The following is a 16,356-nucleotide window of genomic DNA, read 5'->3' as shown; positions in this document are numbered from 1 at the left end:
GGGACGCCCATGGGCCTCGTTCCCTCCACACCCGACGCGGCACCCCGACCCCTCGCCGGTCGCTCGGTGGCGCTCATCCACGAGTGGTTCGAGGCCGCCGGCGGCTCCGAGCAGGTGTTCCTGAACATGGCCGAGCTGGTGCCGCACGCGGACCGTTTCGTCCTCTGGAAGGACGAGGACGCGCCCGCGGACCGCGAGTTCCACGAGTCGTGGATGGCGAAGACGCCGCTGCGCCGCAGCAAGGCCCTCGCCCTTCCGCTCATGCCGCTCACGTGGCGGACGCTGACCCGCAAGAAGTACGACTACGTCATCTCGTCGAGTCACGCCTTCGCGCACACCGTGAAGATCGGCGATCCGGAGCAGACGCGCCACCTGAGCTACGTGCACTCACCCGCGCGCTACGTCTGGATCCCGGAGTTGGACCAGCGGGGCGCCAACCCGATGCTCGCGCCGATGCGCGCCGTGCTCCAGGCGGGCGACAAGAGGCTGAGCCGGCACGTGCACAGCTACGCCGCGAACTCGCGGGAAGTGCAGGCCCGGATCCGTCGCTTCTGGGGCCGCGACGCCAGGGTGATCAATCCGCCGGTGGACGTGGACTACTTCACGGACGCCCCGCCGGAGGTCCGTGACCAGGATCGCCGCTACCTGCTGGGCGTGGGCCGGTGGATCCCGTACAAGAACTTCGACCTGATGATCGAGATCGCCGCGGCGGCCCGCCTGCCGTTGGTGATCGCCGGCGGCGGGCCGGAGGAGGAGAACCTGCGCCGGCTCGCGGCGCGCGTCGACGTGCCGGTCGAGTTCGAGATGCGACCGACCAAGGAGCGTCTCCGCGAGTTGTACTGGGGTGCCCTGGCGCTGCTCTATCCCGCGGTCGAGGACTTCGGCATGATCGCCGTGGAGGCGCAGGCCTGCGGTACGCCCGTCGTGGGGTGGGCCCGCGGCGGGTTGCTGGAGACCGTGGTGTCGGAGGAGACCGGCTTCCTTCTCGACGCCCCCGATCCGACGGCGTACGCGGACGCGATCCGTCGCGTGTCGAGCCTGTCCGCCGAGGCGACGGTGACCAACGCGCAACGGTTCACTACCCAGGCCTTCCAGGCGAACATGGCCGCCTGGTTGGCCGAGCAGGAATAGCCTCCACGGCTGGCGACGCCGCCGGCAGGAGGTTCGCTATTGGCCCCGGCACGATCCTCGAATAATCTTGCCGGGCTCGGTGCACGGCGAGCTGGAGAAGACTCATGGTGACGGCGTCAGTGCCGGAGCACGCGCGACTCGGCGACGGGCCGGTGGCCAACGTGCTGATGTTGGGTACGGCCGAGTGGGATTCCCCGATCGCGACGAACCAGCACTACGTCGCCCGTGAACTCGCCCGTTCCGCCACCGTGACCTTCGTCGAGTCGCTGGGGCTGCGCCGGCCCACGCTGAGGCGCGACGACGTCGTACGCATGGCCGCGCGGGTCCGCAGGGCCGCGGGCGACCGGGAGGTCCCGGCGCAGCGGCCCCGCCCGGCGGGTACGCAGATCGTGTCGCCGCTCGTGCTGCCGGTGCACCGGACACCGACGCGGCCGCTCAACCGCGCCCTGCTCCGGCGTGCCACGGCCGATTGGCTGGGCAGCGAGCGTCCGCGCGTGCTGTGGGCTTTCACGCCGGTGACGTACGGCCTGGAGGACGCGGCGGACGTCGTCGTCTACCACTGCGTGGACCTCCTCGCGTCCTTCCCCGGCGTGGACGGCGTGGCCGTGGCGCGCGGCGAGAAGTCGTTGTCGTCGCGTACGGCCGTCGCCATCGCCACCAGCCCCGCAGTCCAGGAGCACCTGGTCGGCGCCGGTTTCCCCCGGGTCGAGCTGATGCCGAACGTGGCGGACGTGTCGGTCTTCGCGGCGGCGAGCAGGCCGGCGGGTGAGCGCCGTCCCGCCGCGCTCTTCTCCGGGAACCTCACCGTCCACAAGCTCGACCTGCGGCTGCTCGAAGCGGTCGCCACCGCCCTGCGTGGGCGCGGCGAGCTGCTGCTGGCCGGGCCGCTCGCCGCCGGTGGCGGCAGTTTCGACGCGGAACTCCGGCGTCTCGAGGAACTGGGGGCCCGCCACCTCGGCCTCCTCACCCCGGCGCAGCTCGCCGAGGCGGCCGGCACCTGCGCCGTGGGGCTCATCCCGTACGCGATCAACGACTACACCCGCGGCGTGAGCCCGCTGAAGTGCTTCGAGTACCTGTCCTCCGGTCTCGCGGTGCTCGGCACCCGGCTGCCGGCGGTGGCCGACCTCGCCCGGACCAACCCCCACGTGACGGCCGCCGAGGCCGACGACCTCCCCGCGCGCCTGCTGGAGCTGCTCCAGCCGGTCAGCGACACGGTCCTCGACGACCGCGTGGCGAGCGCGGCGGAACACGGGTGGGAGGGCCGCGGCGCGGTGCTGCGGGAGCTGCTGGAACGCGAACTGGCCCGGGTGCGGTAGTGGCCATGGACGTCGTCGGCGGTCGGTGGGCGCGGGGGCGCGCGGCGGTGCGGCCATGAGGCGCGTGCTGGTCGTCAGCGTCGAACCGCCGTGGCCGGCGCACCACGGCGGCCGGATCCGCACGGCCCGGGTGGCCGAGGCGCTGAGCGCCCACGCCGAGGTGCTGGTCACGTTCCCCGAGCACGGCGAGCGGCAGGACGACGCGCCGGTCCCCACCCGGCCGTTGCCCTGGTCCCCGCCGTCCGCGGTCCGCACCCGGGCGTCGGGGCGTCCGCACCTGGGCGGGCACTACCTGCTGCCGGTGGCCGACTCCCTCGCGGCGCTGCACGACGAGTTCCGCCCCGACGCGGTGTACTGGTCGCACTCCTACCTGGCGGCGTGGGCGCCGGCGTGGTCCCGCCCGGTCCCGCAGGTGGTCGAGTTCGCCAACATCGAGAGCCGGCGCCTGCGGACGCTCGTCACGTCGGCGAACGGGTGGCAGCGGGTCGCCCGCCGCGCCGAGGCGGCCAAGGCCGCGTACTGGGAGCCCCGGGTGGCCGCCCGCGCCGCGCTCTGCGTCGCGCTGTCCGAGCCGGACCGGGCGGTGCTGAGCGGCTGGACCCGGCGCGTCGTCGTCGCCCCCAACGGGGTGGACGTCCGGCCCTACCATCCCTCGCCCGCCGACGGGTACGTCCTCGCGCTGGCCTCGTACGACTACGAGCCCAACGTGCTGGCGCTGCGCGCGCTGGTGCGCGACGTGTGGCCGCTCGTCCGCGCCCGGCTCCCCGAGGCCCGGCTCGTGGTCGCCGGCCGCCGCAGCGAGGCGCTGGGCCACGAGGTCGCCGCCGCGCCCGGCGTGACCGTCCTCGGCACCCTCGACGACGTCGCCGAGGCGTACGCCGGTGCCGCGCTGACCGTCGCCCCCGCCACCACGGGAGGCGGATCGCAGCTCAAGCTCACCGAGTCGATGTCGCGGGGGCGGGCCGTCGTGATGAGCCCGTTCGCGGCGCAGGGCCTTCCCGACGCCGTACGCGGCGCCGACGCCTACTGGGTGGGCGACGGGGCCGGTCCCTTCGCCGAGGCGGTCGTCGAAGCGCTGCGGGACCTGCCCGTACGGCACGCGCGTGAGCGGGCGGCGTGGCACGCGTGCGAGGCGCTCGGATGGCCCCACGCGGTCCGGGCCCTGGTCCAGGCCGTCGACGCCCTCGAAACACCGGGGGTGGCGTCGTGATCCGGCGCGTCCACCTGGTCGAGTCGGGCGGCCGGGGCGGCGTCTTCAACCACACCGTCGAACTCGCCGCCGGTCTCACCGGCATCGGCGTCGACGTGGTCGTCCACACCGCCGACGACTGCGACCCGGCACCGGCGTCGGTGGTGCTGTGCCGGTGCGTCACCTGGCACCGCGCCTCACGGCACCGGCGCGTCCGCCAGGCCCGGACCTCGGCGCGCTACCTCGCCCGTACGCTGCCGCACCTGCACCGCGTGATCGGTCCGCAGGACGTCGTGCACGTCCAGGGCCTGTTCGCGCTGACCCCTGAGCTGATCTCGGTGGCCCGGCGGCGTCGCGCGGCCGTTGTCACGAGCCCGCACAACACGTTCGTCCGGTCCGACGCCCCCGGCGGCGGCCGGGCGCTGCGCAGCGCGCTCACCGGCGACCGGGTCCTCGTCCACTCCGACGCCGACCGCCGGGACCTCCTCGCCCGGGGAGTGCCGAACGTCGTCCAGGTGCCGCTCGTGCAGTGGACGCCGCCCCCGCGACCCGCCCTCGTCGAGCGGTGGCGTGCCGAGCTGGCACCCGACGGCGGGCGGCTCGCGCTCCTCCCCGGCCAGGTGCGGGCGGACAAGAACCCCGAGCTGTTCGTCCAGGCCGTGGCGCAGTTGCCCGGCTGGCGCGGTGCGGTGGTCGGCGACGACCTCGGCCCGGGCCGGCAGGTGGACGCGCTGGTCGCCCGGACCGGGGCGCCCGTGACGACCGCCTACCGCTACCTGGACGTCGACGAGTTCACCGCCCTGGTCGCGAGCGCCGACGTGGTGGTCGCGCCGTACGAGGTCGCCAGCCAGTCCGGCGTCCTCGCGGTGGCGGCCCGGCTGGGCGTGCCCACCGCGGTGGCCCCGTGCGGCGGTCTCGGCGAGCTGGCCACCGCCGTGGCCCGCGACACCACCGCCGCCGCGGTCCGGGACGCTATCGTCGCCGCGTACGAACTCGGCGCGCAGCCGACCGACACGGCGGACGCCGCCGGCCGGTTCCTCGACGAGTACACCGCCGTCCAGCGCAGCCGGGGCACCGGCCGGGCCCGCACCCGCTGAGGAGTCGACCGCCTTGTCCACGTTGACCGTCACGATGGTTTCCGTCTCGGACACCGCCGGTGGCGCCGAGGCGCACACGGTCGCGCTCGGGCAGGGCATGCGGCAGCGCGGCCACGACGTCGTCCTGTACGGCCGCTGCCCCGGATGGGACGAGCAGGGCCTCACCCGGCGCGAGATCGGGCTCGGCCCGAAGTGGTCGCGCCGGACGATGGCCACCGGCCTCCTGCGCGTGCCCCTGGAACGGCACCGCACGCAGGTCATCCCCGAGTCGTCGATCTACTACCTGCAGTTCAAGCGGGAACAGATCGCCCTGACCGCGCCGCTGGCCCGACGCGCTCCCGTCGTCTGGACGGAGCACGGCCGGTGGCTGGGCGGGCCGACCGGACGCCTGCTCCTCGCGGGTTACGCACGCGCCGCCGAGCACGTGGCGCGGGTGGTCTGCGTCAGCGAGGCCGTGGCCGCCGACCTCGAACCCGTGGTCGGCAGGGACAAGCTCGTCGTCGTACCGAACGCGATCGACACCGAGCGTTACGTCGACCCGCCGGCCGCCGCGCGGGCGTCCCTGCGGGAACGGCTGCTTCCGGCCCGCTTCCAGGACCGCCGGGTGGCCGTCCTGGCGGCACGCCTGCACGTCGGCAAGCGCCACGAGCGGGCGATCGCGGCGGCACGGGCGAGCGGGAGCGCCCTCCTCGTGGTGGGCGACGGACCCGACCGTGAGCGGCTGGAACGTCTGGCCGGCGGCAGCCCCGACGTGCACTTCACCGGCTACCGGCAGGACGTCGCGGACCTCCTCGCAGCCAGCGACTTCTACCTCTACTGCGGCGCGGAGACCGACGGCACGCCGACCTGCGTCCTGGAGGCCGCCGCCTGCGGGCTGCCGATCGTGGCGTTCCGCGGCGACCCGGGCACGGAGCTGGTGCAGGGCTGCGGGGGCCTCCTGATCGACGACCCGGCGGAGCTGACCGCGGAGAAGGCCGGGTCGCTCCTGGAACTCCGGGGCGGTGGCGTGGCGTACGTCGAGCAGTGTCACAGCCGCCGGAACTGGCTCGACGCGTACGAGCGGGTCTTCGGGGAGTGCCTCGCGTGACCTCCCCCGGCGAGACGACCACCGAGCCGCTCGACGGCGCCGCCCCGGCGGGCGGGCCGGCGGACGCGACGGCCGCTCCCTCCCGGTCGGCTCGCGGGCTCAGCATGGCCACGGCCGTGTCCCTCGGGCTCCGGCTCGTGGGCATGGCCGTGGGCATGGCCACGACGTCCGTCCTCGCGCGCTACCTGAACCCCGAGGGGTACGGCGTCTTCGCCCTCGCGCTCACCCTCGGCACCGCGGCGGCGCAGGTGGCCGACATGGGCACGACGATCACCGTGAGTTCCCGGATCGCGCGCGAGAAGACCGCCGCCGGCGGCATCCTGACCACCGGCCTGGTCATCCGGACCTCGGTGGCACTGGTCGCCACGGCCGCGCTGCTGGTGGCCGCCGCCGCGGGGCTGTTCGGCGACTCCAGCTCGGTCGTGGGCGTGGTCGCCGTCGCCACACCGCTGTCCGCGGCGTCCGTCCTCACCGCCGGCGCGACGGCCCGGTTCCGTCCCGAGGTGTCCGCCGTCCTCGCGCTCGTCCAGGGCGTCCTGTGGCTGGTGGCGGTCGTCGCCGTCGCCCGCGCCGGCGGCGACGTCGTGCTGCTCGCCTGGTTCTTCGTGGCTGTCGTCGTGGTGCAGACCTGCGTGGGGGTGGCGATCAACCGCCGGTTGGTGCCGCTGGGCCGGCCGTCCTGGGCCGAGGCGGGCCGGATCTTCGCGCTGAGCTGGCCGCTCGCGATCAGTTCGCTGGCGGTGATGGCCTACTACCGGCTCGGCTCGGTGATCCTCTTCCATCTCCAGGGCGCCGCCGAGGTGGGCTACTACTCGGCCGCCTACAAGTTCCTCGACGTCGCGCAGCTTGGCCCGGCCATGCTGGTGGCGCCGCTGCTGCCGATCGTGGCGACCAGCCTGTCGATGGACGCCCACCGCCGGAACCTGATCTTCAGTCTGGCGGCGCGCACCGGCGCCGTGGTCGGCGCGGGCACCGCTGTCCTGCTGATCGCGCTCGCGCCCGCGCTCGTCGCCTACCTCTACGGCGACGACTTCGCCCCGGCCGTCACGCCCCTGATCCTGCTCGCGGTGGCCTTCGTCGGCGTCACCCTCGGCTACGTGGGCACGACCATCTGCTCGGCGTTGGGCGTCGTACGGCCGATCGCGGTGCTCACCGTCTCGGTGGCGGTGGTCAACCTCGCGGCCCAGTTCTGGGCCTGCGCGCGCTGGGGCGCGACGGGCGCCGCCGCCGTGGCGGCCGCCACCGAGTTCGTCATCGGCGTCGCGACCTGCCTGCTGGCCGCCCGGGCGATGACGTCGCGACCGCCGGTCCGCGAGGTGGCGAGCGTCTTCCTCGTGGGGGCCGCGACGATCCTCGTGCTGTGGCTGGTACGACTTCCGTGGCCGGCCGAGGCCGCCCTGGCCGCCGGCATGTTCGGCGCGGCGGTGCTGCTCTCGCGGGCGATCACGACGGCGGACCTCCGGCGCGTCCTGTCGCCCAGGGCCCTCTAGGCCAGCGCGCGGTCAGTAGGTGGCGCCGGTCTGCAGGTGCTGCCAGGTCAGCCCGGCACACCGCACCGGGCCCGTCCCGCAGGACAGGTGGGCGTTGGTGTTCGTGGCCCGGCTGCCGTCGGCGCGGACGAGTTCGCTCACGTCGACCGCCAGGTCCAGCACGTACGAGACCACCGAACCGCCCGGCGCGATCGCGACCCCCCGTGAGCCCGGCGTGGACCGGAGCCCGTCGCCGCGGATCACGGCGGCCCCCGAACGCCGTACCTTGGCGACCCCGCCGGTGGCCTTCTCGAGGTCCACCTTCGACAGCTGGAGTTCCGTCGCGGTGTTCAGGTCCACGAGCCACGGCGCCCCGACGGTGCGTACGTCGGCGACGTCGAGGTGCGGCAGGGTGTGCGTGGCGGCGGTGGCCGAGACCAGCCCGCCCCCGTCGCCGACGATCCGCACACCGGAGAGCGCCGCACGCCGCACTGCGGCCGCCGCGGCCCAGCCGGGCAGGTCGAGGACGTAGCTGTCGCCGCTCGCCGTCATGGTGACCGCGCGGAGGGTCAGATCCTCGACGGATCCGGCGATCCGTGTCATGGCCGTGCTGGTGGACGTGGCGCCGACGGTGACCCGGTCGACGAGCAGGTGCCGGATCCTCGCGTTCGCGTCGGCGTACAGCAGGGGCGCGGCGTTGAGCTGCGCGACCTCGACGTCCTCGACGGTGAGCGCCTCGACGGTGGCGGGACGCAGCGGCGCGATCTGCACCAGCGGCTGGTTCGGGCCTCGGCTGTCGACCCGCATCCCGCGGATGTGGACGCGACCCACGGAGGTGCCGTTGATGTGGACCACGCCGCCCCGGTCGGGCAGGGTGCCCGCCGAGACCTGCTCCAGGACCAGGTCGTCGACCCGGCCGCCGACCGTGCGCCACTCGGCGGTGTCGTCACCGACCCAGATGACGTTGTTGCCGGCCAGGCCCGTGACGTTCCGGACGGTGGTGCGCAACGCCGCCGTCCCGGGCGACCCGCCGAGGACCTTGACCAGCGCCGCCAGGGAGGCCACGCTGACGTCCTCGATGAGGGTGTCGGTCACCGTCCCCCGCACGTCGTCGTACGCCTGCCAGTCCTGCGGGGTGATGGCGACCGTGTCGTCGCCCGTCGCGCCCCGGAGCCCCGAGATCCGCGTACGGGCGGCCGGCCCCTGGATGTGCACCCCGTCGGAGTGCACCGCGAACCGGATCCGGGTGACCGTCGTGTCGGTGACGTCGCCGAGCGAGATGGCGTACTTGTCGCTCGCGGTCTCCACGGCCAGCCCCTTGAGCGCCAGGCGGTCCACCCGCCGCCAGCGCAGCGTGTGCAGGTGGACCCCGGCGCCGCCGACGCCCTCGGCGCGGACCCACGTGCCGCCGATGACGGTGATGTCCCGGTCCCGGCCGCCGGCGGTGACGGCAGCGTTGGTGAGCAGGTTGCAGGCGCTGTCGGCGACCAGCGTGACCGTGCAGCCCGACATGATCAGCGTGGTTCCACTGTGCACGACAAGGGGAGCGCTGACCTGGTAACGGGCGTCGTGCGGCCCGCGGACGGTGCCTCCCGCCCCGGCCAGGAGGGCGGCGTTCAGCGCCGCGGTGTCGTCACCCCCCGACGGGGGTGGCAACAGCACGGCACCCTCGCGGGACGGGCTGTCACCGGCGAGGACCGCACCGCCGGCGAGGACCAGGCCGCCCGCGGTGGCGAGGAGAGTGCGGCGGGTGATCATCTGCAGCTCCGGGGGTGATCACGGCCGACCCTACCGAACGGCGGCCACCGGAGGCGAGTGCGCGAACTTCCCACCATTCCACCTATCCGACCGAAAATGACCAGCATCGTATCCGCTCCGGCCCGCCGTCCGATCCGCGGGTGATCTTCCGGTGACGCCGCCCTCCGCCGTTCCTGATACTGTGTGCCGCGACGGCCGGCTGGCTGTGACGCTCGACCTGCCACAGTGCACGGCCGCCCTGGTCACGGGGTTGCTTCGGCGGTGGTCGTCCCGCGATTGTCACGGCCGACGGTCCGATGTTGTTGTCAACGGGGTTCCGTGTCCGGCGAAGGCCGACGGAGCCTGATCTCGGGGCAGAGGCAGCGATGGGTTCCAGAGGGACTTCGACGGCTTCGGGCACGGACGACGCCCCGCAGCCCCGTGAACGCGGCGACCTGACCGGTGACGCCGGCCGCCCGGCCCTTCCGGCGGCCGCCTCCCGCTGGGTGCCCGCCGCCCTGCGCCCCCGCACCGCCACAGCGCCGCGGCCGCTCGTGTGGGCGACGTGGGCGATGGCGGCGTTCACCGCCGCGTACATCGCGTGGACGCTGCGGTCGCCCGTCGGAGTCGTCCTGGCGGTCGCCGTGCCCGCGCTGGTGCTGCGCCTTCCCGTGACGGGCATCGTGCTCGTGGCCGTGCTCGCCCAGGAGATCAAGCCGAACGGGCGCTTCGGCGCGTTGACCACGCTGGGCTACCAGACGTTCGTCAGCACCGGAAAGATCCCCGTCGCCCTGCCGCTCGCGCTGACCGCGGCGCTCGCTGCCGCCGTACGCTGGTGGCCGCCCGCGAGGCCCCGCCTGCGCTCGGCGGGCGGGGTCCTGGTCGGGGCGGCGGCCGCTCTCGTCGTCCTGAGCGTCGTCGCCGGGCTCCTCCACGGTCAGTCGCCCTTCTCCGCCGTCAACCAGAACGCCCGTCCCTTCGTCCTGCTGGTCCTGGGCCTGGTCATCGGAATGAGCCTGCGGTTGCTGCGGGACGACCGCAGGTCGGTGGGCCCGACGGTCGGCGTGGCGCTCTGCCTCCTGCTCGTGGCGGCAGCCATCGCGATCCCCTTCGGTGAAATCGCCGACGACCGGCTCAGCGACTACTTCGTCTACTACGACTCGGCCCTGCCCGCGATCGCGGCGGCCGTGTTCATCGGCATGCTCGGTGACGACGGGTGGCGCTGGGACTGGCGGCACCTCGGTGTGCTCACGGCCGCTCCGCTCCTCGTGCTGATCAGCTTCCGGCGCAGCGTCTGGCTGGCGGCGCTGGCCGCCTTCCTGGTCGTCCTCGTGCTCACCTGGCCGCGGTGGCGGCGGATCGCCCGGCAGGTCGTCGTCGTGGTTCCCGTGCTGGCGGTCATCGCGCTGGCCGCGCCCGGCTTCGCGGCGGACCTCGGGCTGCGCAGCGCCGGCAGCTTCGAACTCAGCGGCAGCGCGGCGAGCCCGACCAGCAGCCCGAAACCGAGCAGCAGCCCGAGCGGCACGCCGACCGCGACCGGCACGCCGGGCGCGAACGCCGGCCCGCCGGCCAGCGGGAAGCCGAGCCCGAGCGGCAAGCCCAGCCCGACGGGCAAGCCCAGCGCGACCGGCAAGCCGAGCCCGACGGGCAAGCCGAGTCAGACGGGCAAGCCGAGCCCGACGGGCAAGCCGAGCCCGACGGGCAAGCCGAGCCCGACGGGCGAGCCGAGCCCGACCGGCACGCCCCGCGCGACCGGCACGCCGAGCCCGAGTGGCAGGACGGGCGCGGGCAGCGGGCCGTCCAGCACGCCCACCAGACCGGCGCCGACCCAGCGGGCCGAGGAGAGCATCAAGCACCAGACGGAGTCGACGGCCGGGCACCTCAGCGACCTGCGCCTCGGGTGGGACTACGTCCGGGAGCACGTCTGGACCGGGGTGGGCCCCCAGTCGCCCCAGCTCCCGGGTCTCGCGGCCCGCGACGCGACCCGCGTGTACGTGCACAACGAGCTGTTGCAGGACTGGCTGCGCTACGGGCCGCTGGCGCCGGTGCTGGTGCTCCTCTTCCTCGTGACCGCCGGCCTGGCGGCGCTGCGGGCCGTGCGCGACCCCGCGAGCGATGTCGTGGTCCGGTCCGCCGCCGCGTTCTGCCTGATCGCGCCGCTGTGCCTCATGACCGCGCCGTTCCTGGCGGAGACCAGCCGATGGCCCCTGGTGCTCGGGATCGCGGCCGGGATCGTCGCCCCGCTCATCCTGACCCGTGGCCGGCCGGCCCGGCCCGGTGGGGACGGGGCCTGAGGGGGGATGTCGTGACCGAGTCATCGCGGCGCGCGCTGCGGCTCGCGCTCTGGGCGCAGCGTCAGGCCCACGTCGTCCCGAAGCCGCTGCGGCGGGTGGCGGGGCGTACGCTGCGGCGGTTCACGAAGCCCGACGCCGCCACCGCAGGGCCGAGCGAGGACTGGTCGGTCCCCCTGGTCCCCGGCCGCGGTGCCGGCGACCTGGAGGCGCTCCAGCCGGTGAGCGCCGGGACGCTCCCGCCGGCCCCGCCACCCACCGTCGAGGTCGTCGAGTCCGAGCGGGTGCGCTGCGCCATCGCGGCCGGTGTGCTCGACGTGGGGGGAGCGGAGGAGGTCGCCGCGTTCCTCGCCCGACGGCTTCCCGCGCACAACGTCGAGACCGCCGTCGTCTACTCGGACACGCGCCTGCCCGGCCAGGAGGGCGAGGGCGGCCGGCTCGCCCGGTCGCTCGCGGCCGAGGGGATCGCGACGCACCAGCTCACGCCCGACGATGCCGGCGTCTGGATGCGGTCGTGGCGGCCGGACGTGATCAGCGCGCACAACGCCCGCGACTGGCTGCTCGACGTGGCCGCCGAAATCGGCGTCCCGTGGGTGGAGACGCTGCACGACATGCATCGCTTCTACCATCCGCACTCCTGGGCGCCGGAGCGTGAGCGGGCGCGGCGGGTCGCGGCGCAGGTCGCGGTCAGCGATCTCGTCCGTCAGCAGTACCTCGCCCGTATCCCGACCTATCCCGGCGACCGTGTCGTGACCGTGCCGAACGGCGTGGACGGCTCGCGCGTCCCCCTCGTGGACCGGGCGCGGGCGCGCGCGGCCCTGGGACTGGCCGACGAGTTCCTGTTCGTGTCACTGGCCCGGTACTGCCTGCAGAAGAACACCTACGGCCTGGTGACGGCGTTCGCCGAGGTGGCGGCGGAGCATCCGGACGCGCACCTGCTGGTGGCGGGTCGCGCCGACGACGACCTGCTGTACTACGAGCAGACGCGGCAGGCGGCCGCGTCCGTGCCGGTCGCCGACCGCATCCACCTCCGTGGACACTGCGCCAACCCGGCGGCCCTGCTGGCGGCGGCCGACGCCTTCGTCCTCGACTCCTTCTTCGAAGGCTGGTCGCTGGCGTCGATGGAGGCCCTGGTGGCCGGGGTCCCCGTCGTCATGACCGACGTGGGTGGCGCCCGGGAACAGTTGGCGGCAGGACGGCGGGGTCACCTGGTGGCCAACCCGGCCGGGAGCGCCGAGCTGGTCGACTGGCAGGTGATCAACGACCTCCGGTACCGGCCGCAGGGCAACCGCGCGGACCTGGTAGCGGCGATGTCGTCGATGGTCCGCGACCGTACGGCCTGGGCGGACGCTCGCGAGCGCCTGCGCGACGAGGCGACGGAGACCTTCTCGCCGGCGGCGTCCCTGGCCGGCCACGCCGCGGTGCTGCGTGCCGTGGCGCTCGGCCGGCCCCTGCCGATCCGCGCGTTCTCCGGGGAACCCGGTCGTTCCGGTGGTGACCCGGCTCCGCTCGGGTAGGGGTGCGAACCCCCACCCGAGCGGGCCGGGTGGCGTCTTCTCCTACTTTCCGGCGGCGACGATCTCGGAGACCGCGTCCCGGCGGACCGCGTCGAACAGGACCTTGGCCTTGGGGACGTCGGCGAACACGACGCTCTCGCTGCCGACCCGGCCGGTGCCCTTGGTGGGGCAGGTGTAGAAGCCGAGGTTGCCGCTGCGCAGGTGGCGCAGCTCCATGGCCAGGTCCACGAGGGACATCGACTTGTCGACGGCCACCGCGTCCGCCGTGGCCTGCACGAACGAGTTCAGCTTGGTGGGGCTGCCCAGCGTGCCACCGGAGGCCGCCTTGTCGAGGATGGCCTTGATGACCTGCTGCTGGTGCTTGATGCGGGTGAAGTCACCGTTGGCGAACGCGTAGCGCTCCCGGGCGTAGTCCAGGGCGGTCGGGCCGTCCATCGTCTGCCGACCCTTGGTGAACTCCCGCCGGCCGCCGGGGGCGAGCGAGTGGGTCGAGGTGAAGCTCTGCTCGACGTCGATGTCGACGCCGCCCAGGGCGTCCACGATCTCCTTGAAACCGGCGAAGTCCACCATCGTCACGTGGTCGATGCGGACGCCCGTGAACGCCTCGACGGTCTGCACCATGAGCGGGACGCCGCCCCACGCGTACGCTGCGTTGATCTTGGCGTCCCGGCCGCCCCGGCCCTCCTTGGACCGGGGGACGTGCGTCCAGGTGTCCCGCGGGATCGAGATGAGCTGCGCGCTCGACCGGTCCTTCGGCAGGTGGGCCAGGATGATGGTGTCGCTCCGGGAGCCACCGGCGTTCTCCGGGTCGCGCGAGTCACTGCCCAGGATCATGATGTTCATGGCGCCCTGGGCCACGACCTGCGGGCGCGACTCCTCCGGTACGCCGTCGAAGGCGTCCACGCGTTCGATGCCGGAGTTGATGGAGCGGACGTAGAGACCCGCCGCGATGACGCCGCCGCCGCCGACCAACGCCAGGACGATGAGGGTGATGAGGACGATGCGCCGCCACCGGCGGCGACGCGGCCGGGTGGCGGTCTGCCCGCCGTCGTCCGGGGGTCCTCCGTCGGCCGGCCCGGTGTCGGTCGGCAGGTGAAGCTCTGCGGTCTGGTCTGCACGCGGCATGGCCGCGATGCTACTGACTCACGGTGGCGCCCGCGTACCCTCGTCCGGTCAGCACTGCGCGCCGACGGGACGTTCCTTCACAGGCTGGACGCCCACCGTTTCCAGCCATAGATCGTCATCTCCTGGTAAGAAGTCAGCCGTGGACGCAACGAAGCTCCGGCGGGCCATCGCCCGTACCCGGCTCGCCCCCGTCGCCGCCTTTCCCAAGCGGCTGGCCTCGGTCGCCCGCCACGACTCCAAGGTGCTGCGCACCTCGGCGCGATGGCTGGTCACCTCCCGTGAGCACCACAACTACACGTACGAGCTGACCACCCTCAGCCGCCACCACCTGGCCTGGTTCGTGAGTGTCGTCTGCGACCTGCCCGTGAAGCAGGTACGCGGCTACCTTGCCGAGATCGAGTCCGACGACGCGTTGCGCCGGCACATCGAGCACGCGACCGCCCGTGCCGCCCGGCGTGGTCTCGCCGACCGGAAGGTGCGCTACGCGCGGCGGATCGGCTGGTACGCGATCGTCCGCGCCACGCGCCCGAGCCACGTGGTGGAGACCGGGGTGGACAAGGGGCTCGGCAGCTGCGTCCTGGCCTCGGCCCTGCTGCGCAACGCCGACGAGGGACATCCGGGCCGGCTCACCTCGCTGGACATCAACCCGGAGGCGGGCTATCTGGCCCGGACGGCGCCCTGGTCGGAGGTGGTCGACCTGGTGATCGGCGACTCCATCGCCTCGATCGCCGCGCTGGACCGGCCGGTCGACCTGTTCCTGCACGACAGCGACCACAGCCGTGCCCACGAGAAGCGGGAGTTCGAGGCGGTGGAGTCCAAACTGGCGCCCGGCGCGATCCTGCTCACCGACAACGTCACCGCCACGAACGTCCTCGCCGAGCACGCCGAGCGCACCGGCCGCCGCTTCCTCGCCTACCGGGAGACTCCCGCCGACCACTGGTACCCGGGAGACGGCATCGGCGTGGCATGGTGAGTGGGTGCGGCTGAGCGCTCTCCACACGTACCCGGTCAAGGGTTGTCACCGGCTCGACCACGACGGCGCGGTGGTGGAGCCGTGGGGCCTGGCGGGCGACCGGCGCTGGATGGTCGTGGACGCCGACGGCGTCGGCGTCACCCAACGGGAGACCACGCGGCTCGTCGGCCTGCACGCCGTGACCCGCGACGGCGGGCTGCTGCTGCGCGCCGAGGGCTGGCCCGACCTGGACGTGCCGGAGCCGACCGGCGGCGAGCCGGTGCCGGTGCGGACGTTCCGCAGCCGGAAGCTGCCGGTGCCGGCGCTGCCCGCCGGGCCGGTCGCCGACGAGTGGCTCGGCGGCCTGCTCGGCAGGCCCGTCCGGTTGGTCTGGCTGGCCCGACCCGTCCGGCATCTGGCCGTGGGCGACCGGGAGCACGACACGGGTGACCAGGTCAGCTTCGCCGACGCCTACCCGGTGCTGCTGGCCAACGCCGCATCGCTGACCGCCCTCGGTGACTGGCTCCTGGAGGCCGGCGAGGAGCCGGTGCCGATGACGCGGTTCCGCCCCAACCTGGTCGTCGAGGGCGCGCCGGCCTGGGCCGAGGACGGCTGGGAGGGCCGGTCGCTGCGTATCGGCGACGTGTGGTTCCGGGCCGCCGGGTCGTGTGACCGCTGCCTGGTCACCACGACGGACCAGGAGACCGGGGTACGCGGTAGGGAGCCCCTGCGCACGCTCGGCCGCTACCGCAACGTGCGACAGAAGCTCCTCTTCGGACTGCACCTCGTCCCCGTCGGCACCGGGAAGCTGACCGTCGGCGACGTGGTGACGCTGGCCGACTGACCGCCGCCGCAGCCTGCGCCCGGCCGTGGCCCGTCCGTCTCTGCTCCTACGGTCGGGCGTCGCCCGGCGTGAGGTCGAGCCACATCAGGACCTCGTCCCGGTCGTCGCCCGGTGCCACCCGCAGCGCGCCGGGCAGCCGGCCGATCTCGCGGTAGCCGAGCCTCCGGTAGAAGTGGTCGAGGCCCAGGCCGTCCCGCAGGGTCACGTGTAGCGCCGCGAGCCCCATCTCCCGCGCGACGCGCTCGGCCTCGCGCATGAGCGCCAGCCCGTACCCCTTGCCCTGGGTGTCGGGGTGGACCATCACCCGCTTCAGCACGCACCAGTGCGTCTTGAGGGCGAACCGGTTGTCGGCGAGGATCAGCGCCGCGACGAGCCGTTCCCCGTCGTAGCCGACCAGGAGCCGGTCCGGGCCGTGGGCGATCCCGGCGAACGTCGGGTCGGCGAGGGTGCGGACGTCGGCGGTGGTCACCGGCGGCACGAAGCCGACCGCCCCACCGGCGTTGCTGACGTCCACCCACAGCGCGACGATCTGCTCGCGCAGCCGGGGGCTGAGCTCGGGGTCGAGGACGAAGCGCAGGGTCACGCCGCCATCCTGGACCCG

General features: G+C 74.0%; 13 protein-coding genes. 10 read left to right on the top strand and 3 right to left on the bottom strand.

The features are described from left to right. The first annotated feature begins 9 nt into the window (after nucleotides 1-9). From D7193_RS05815 to D7193_RS05790, 6 genes are all read left to right on the top strand, one after another. Nucleotides 10-1,131, top strand: a complete 1,122-nt coding sequence (locus D7193_RS05815) for a glycosyltransferase (RefSeq protein WP_120778283.1) — start codon at nucleotides 10-12, stop codon at nucleotides 1,129-1,131. A 104-nt stretch (nucleotides 1,132-1,235) separates the two neighbouring features. Continuing rightward, entirely contained in the window at nucleotides 1,236-2,447 is a 1,212-nt protein-coding gene (locus D7193_RS05810) for a glycosyltransferase family protein (protein WP_120778282.1), read from the top strand. Nucleotides 2,448-2,502: 55 nt separating this feature from the next. Continuing rightward, nucleotides 2,503-3,657, top strand: coding sequence for a glycosyltransferase (locus tag D7193_RS05805; RefSeq protein WP_147434330.1), 1,155 nt, complete (start codon nucleotides 2,503-2,505; stop codon nucleotides 3,655-3,657). Next, nucleotides 3,654-4,733 carry a glycosyltransferase gene (locus D7193_RS05800; RefSeq protein ID WP_158674775.1) on the top strand — a complete coding sequence of 360 codons (1,080 nt, stop codon included), beginning with the start codon at nucleotides 3,654-3,656 and terminating at the stop codon, nucleotides 4,731-4,733. The genes D7193_RS05805 and D7193_RS05800 overlap by 4 nt, the downstream gene beginning before the upstream one ends. 13 nt (nucleotides 4,734-4,746) lie before the next feature. Next, the gene (locus D7193_RS05795) at nucleotides 4,747-5,820 is read left to right on the top strand and encodes a glycosyltransferase family 4 protein (RefSeq protein ID WP_206611847.1); all 1,074 of its coding nucleotides are present in this window, start codon (nucleotides 4,747-4,749) and stop codon (nucleotides 5,818-5,820) included. Next, nucleotides 5,817-7,310 (top strand): oligosaccharide flippase family protein, encoded by a 1,494-nt coding sequence (locus D7193_RS05790; RefSeq protein WP_120778278.1) that lies wholly within the window; start codon nucleotides 5,817-5,819, stop codon nucleotides 7,308-7,310. The genes D7193_RS05795 and D7193_RS05790 overlap by 4 nt, the downstream gene beginning before the upstream one ends. A 12-nt stretch (nucleotides 7,311-7,322) precedes the next feature. Here D7193_RS05790 and D7193_RS05785 read toward each other — a convergent pair whose 3' ends face one another. Beyond that, nucleotides 7,323-9,047 carry a hypothetical protein gene (locus tag D7193_RS05785; RefSeq protein ID WP_120778277.1) on the bottom strand — a complete coding sequence of 575 codons (1,725 nt, stop codon included), beginning with the start codon at nucleotides 9,045-9,047 and terminating at the stop codon, nucleotides 7,323-7,325. Nucleotides 9,048-9,412: 365 nt separating this feature from the next. On the opposite strand from D7193_RS05785, the gene D7193_RS05780 reads away from it, so the two are divergent. Further along, the gene (locus tag D7193_RS05780) at nucleotides 9,413-11,320 is read left to right on the top strand and encodes an O-antigen ligase family protein (protein ID WP_120778276.1); all 1,908 of its coding nucleotides are present in this window, start codon (nucleotides 9,413-9,415) and stop codon (nucleotides 11,318-11,320) included. An 11-nt stretch (nucleotides 11,321-11,331) separates the two neighbouring features. Continuing rightward, the gene (locus tag D7193_RS05775; RefSeq protein WP_158674774.1) at nucleotides 11,332-12,834 is read left to right on the top strand and encodes a glycosyltransferase; all 1,503 of its coding nucleotides are present in this window, start codon (nucleotides 11,332-11,334) and stop codon (nucleotides 12,832-12,834) included. 42 nt (nucleotides 12,835-12,876) lie between these two features. On the opposite strand, the gene D7193_RS05770 is transcribed toward D7193_RS05775, so the two are convergent. After that, nucleotides 12,877-13,959 (bottom strand): LCP family protein, encoded by a 1,083-nt coding sequence (locus D7193_RS05770; RefSeq protein WP_120778274.1) that lies wholly within the window; start codon nucleotides 13,957-13,959, stop codon nucleotides 12,877-12,879. 139 nt (nucleotides 13,960-14,098) lie between these two features. Between D7193_RS05770 and D7193_RS05765 the strand changes: the two genes are divergently transcribed. After that, on the top strand, nucleotides 14,099-14,932 hold the full coding sequence (locus D7193_RS05765; RefSeq protein WP_120778273.1) for a class I SAM-dependent methyltransferase: 834 nt from the start codon (nucleotides 14,099-14,101) through the stop codon (nucleotides 14,930-14,932). A gap of 4 nt (nucleotides 14,933-14,936) precedes the next feature. Then, a complete protein-coding gene (locus D7193_RS05760) occupies nucleotides 14,937-15,755 on the top strand; it encodes an MOSC domain-containing protein (protein ID WP_120778272.1) in 819 nt (272 codons plus the stop codon). A gap of 46 nt (nucleotides 15,756-15,801) precedes the next feature. On the opposite strand, the gene D7193_RS05755 is transcribed toward D7193_RS05760, so the two are convergent. Beyond that, nucleotides 15,802-16,338: a GNAT family N-acetyltransferase gene (locus D7193_RS05755; RefSeq protein WP_158674773.1), complete on the bottom strand. Its 537-nt coding sequence runs from the start codon at nucleotides 16,336-16,338 to the stop codon at nucleotides 15,802-15,804. Between the last annotated feature and the right edge of the window lie 18 nt (nucleotides 16,339-16,356).

The sequence above is a fragment of the Micromonospora costi genome, from assembly GCF_003626655.1.
GTDB classification, from domain to species: Bacteria; Actinomycetota; Actinomycetes; order Mycobacteriales; family Micromonosporaceae; genus Micromonospora; species Micromonospora costi.
The sequence above is the reverse complement of the archived record's forward strand: the minus strand, read 5'-3'. Positions and strand labels throughout refer to the sequence as shown.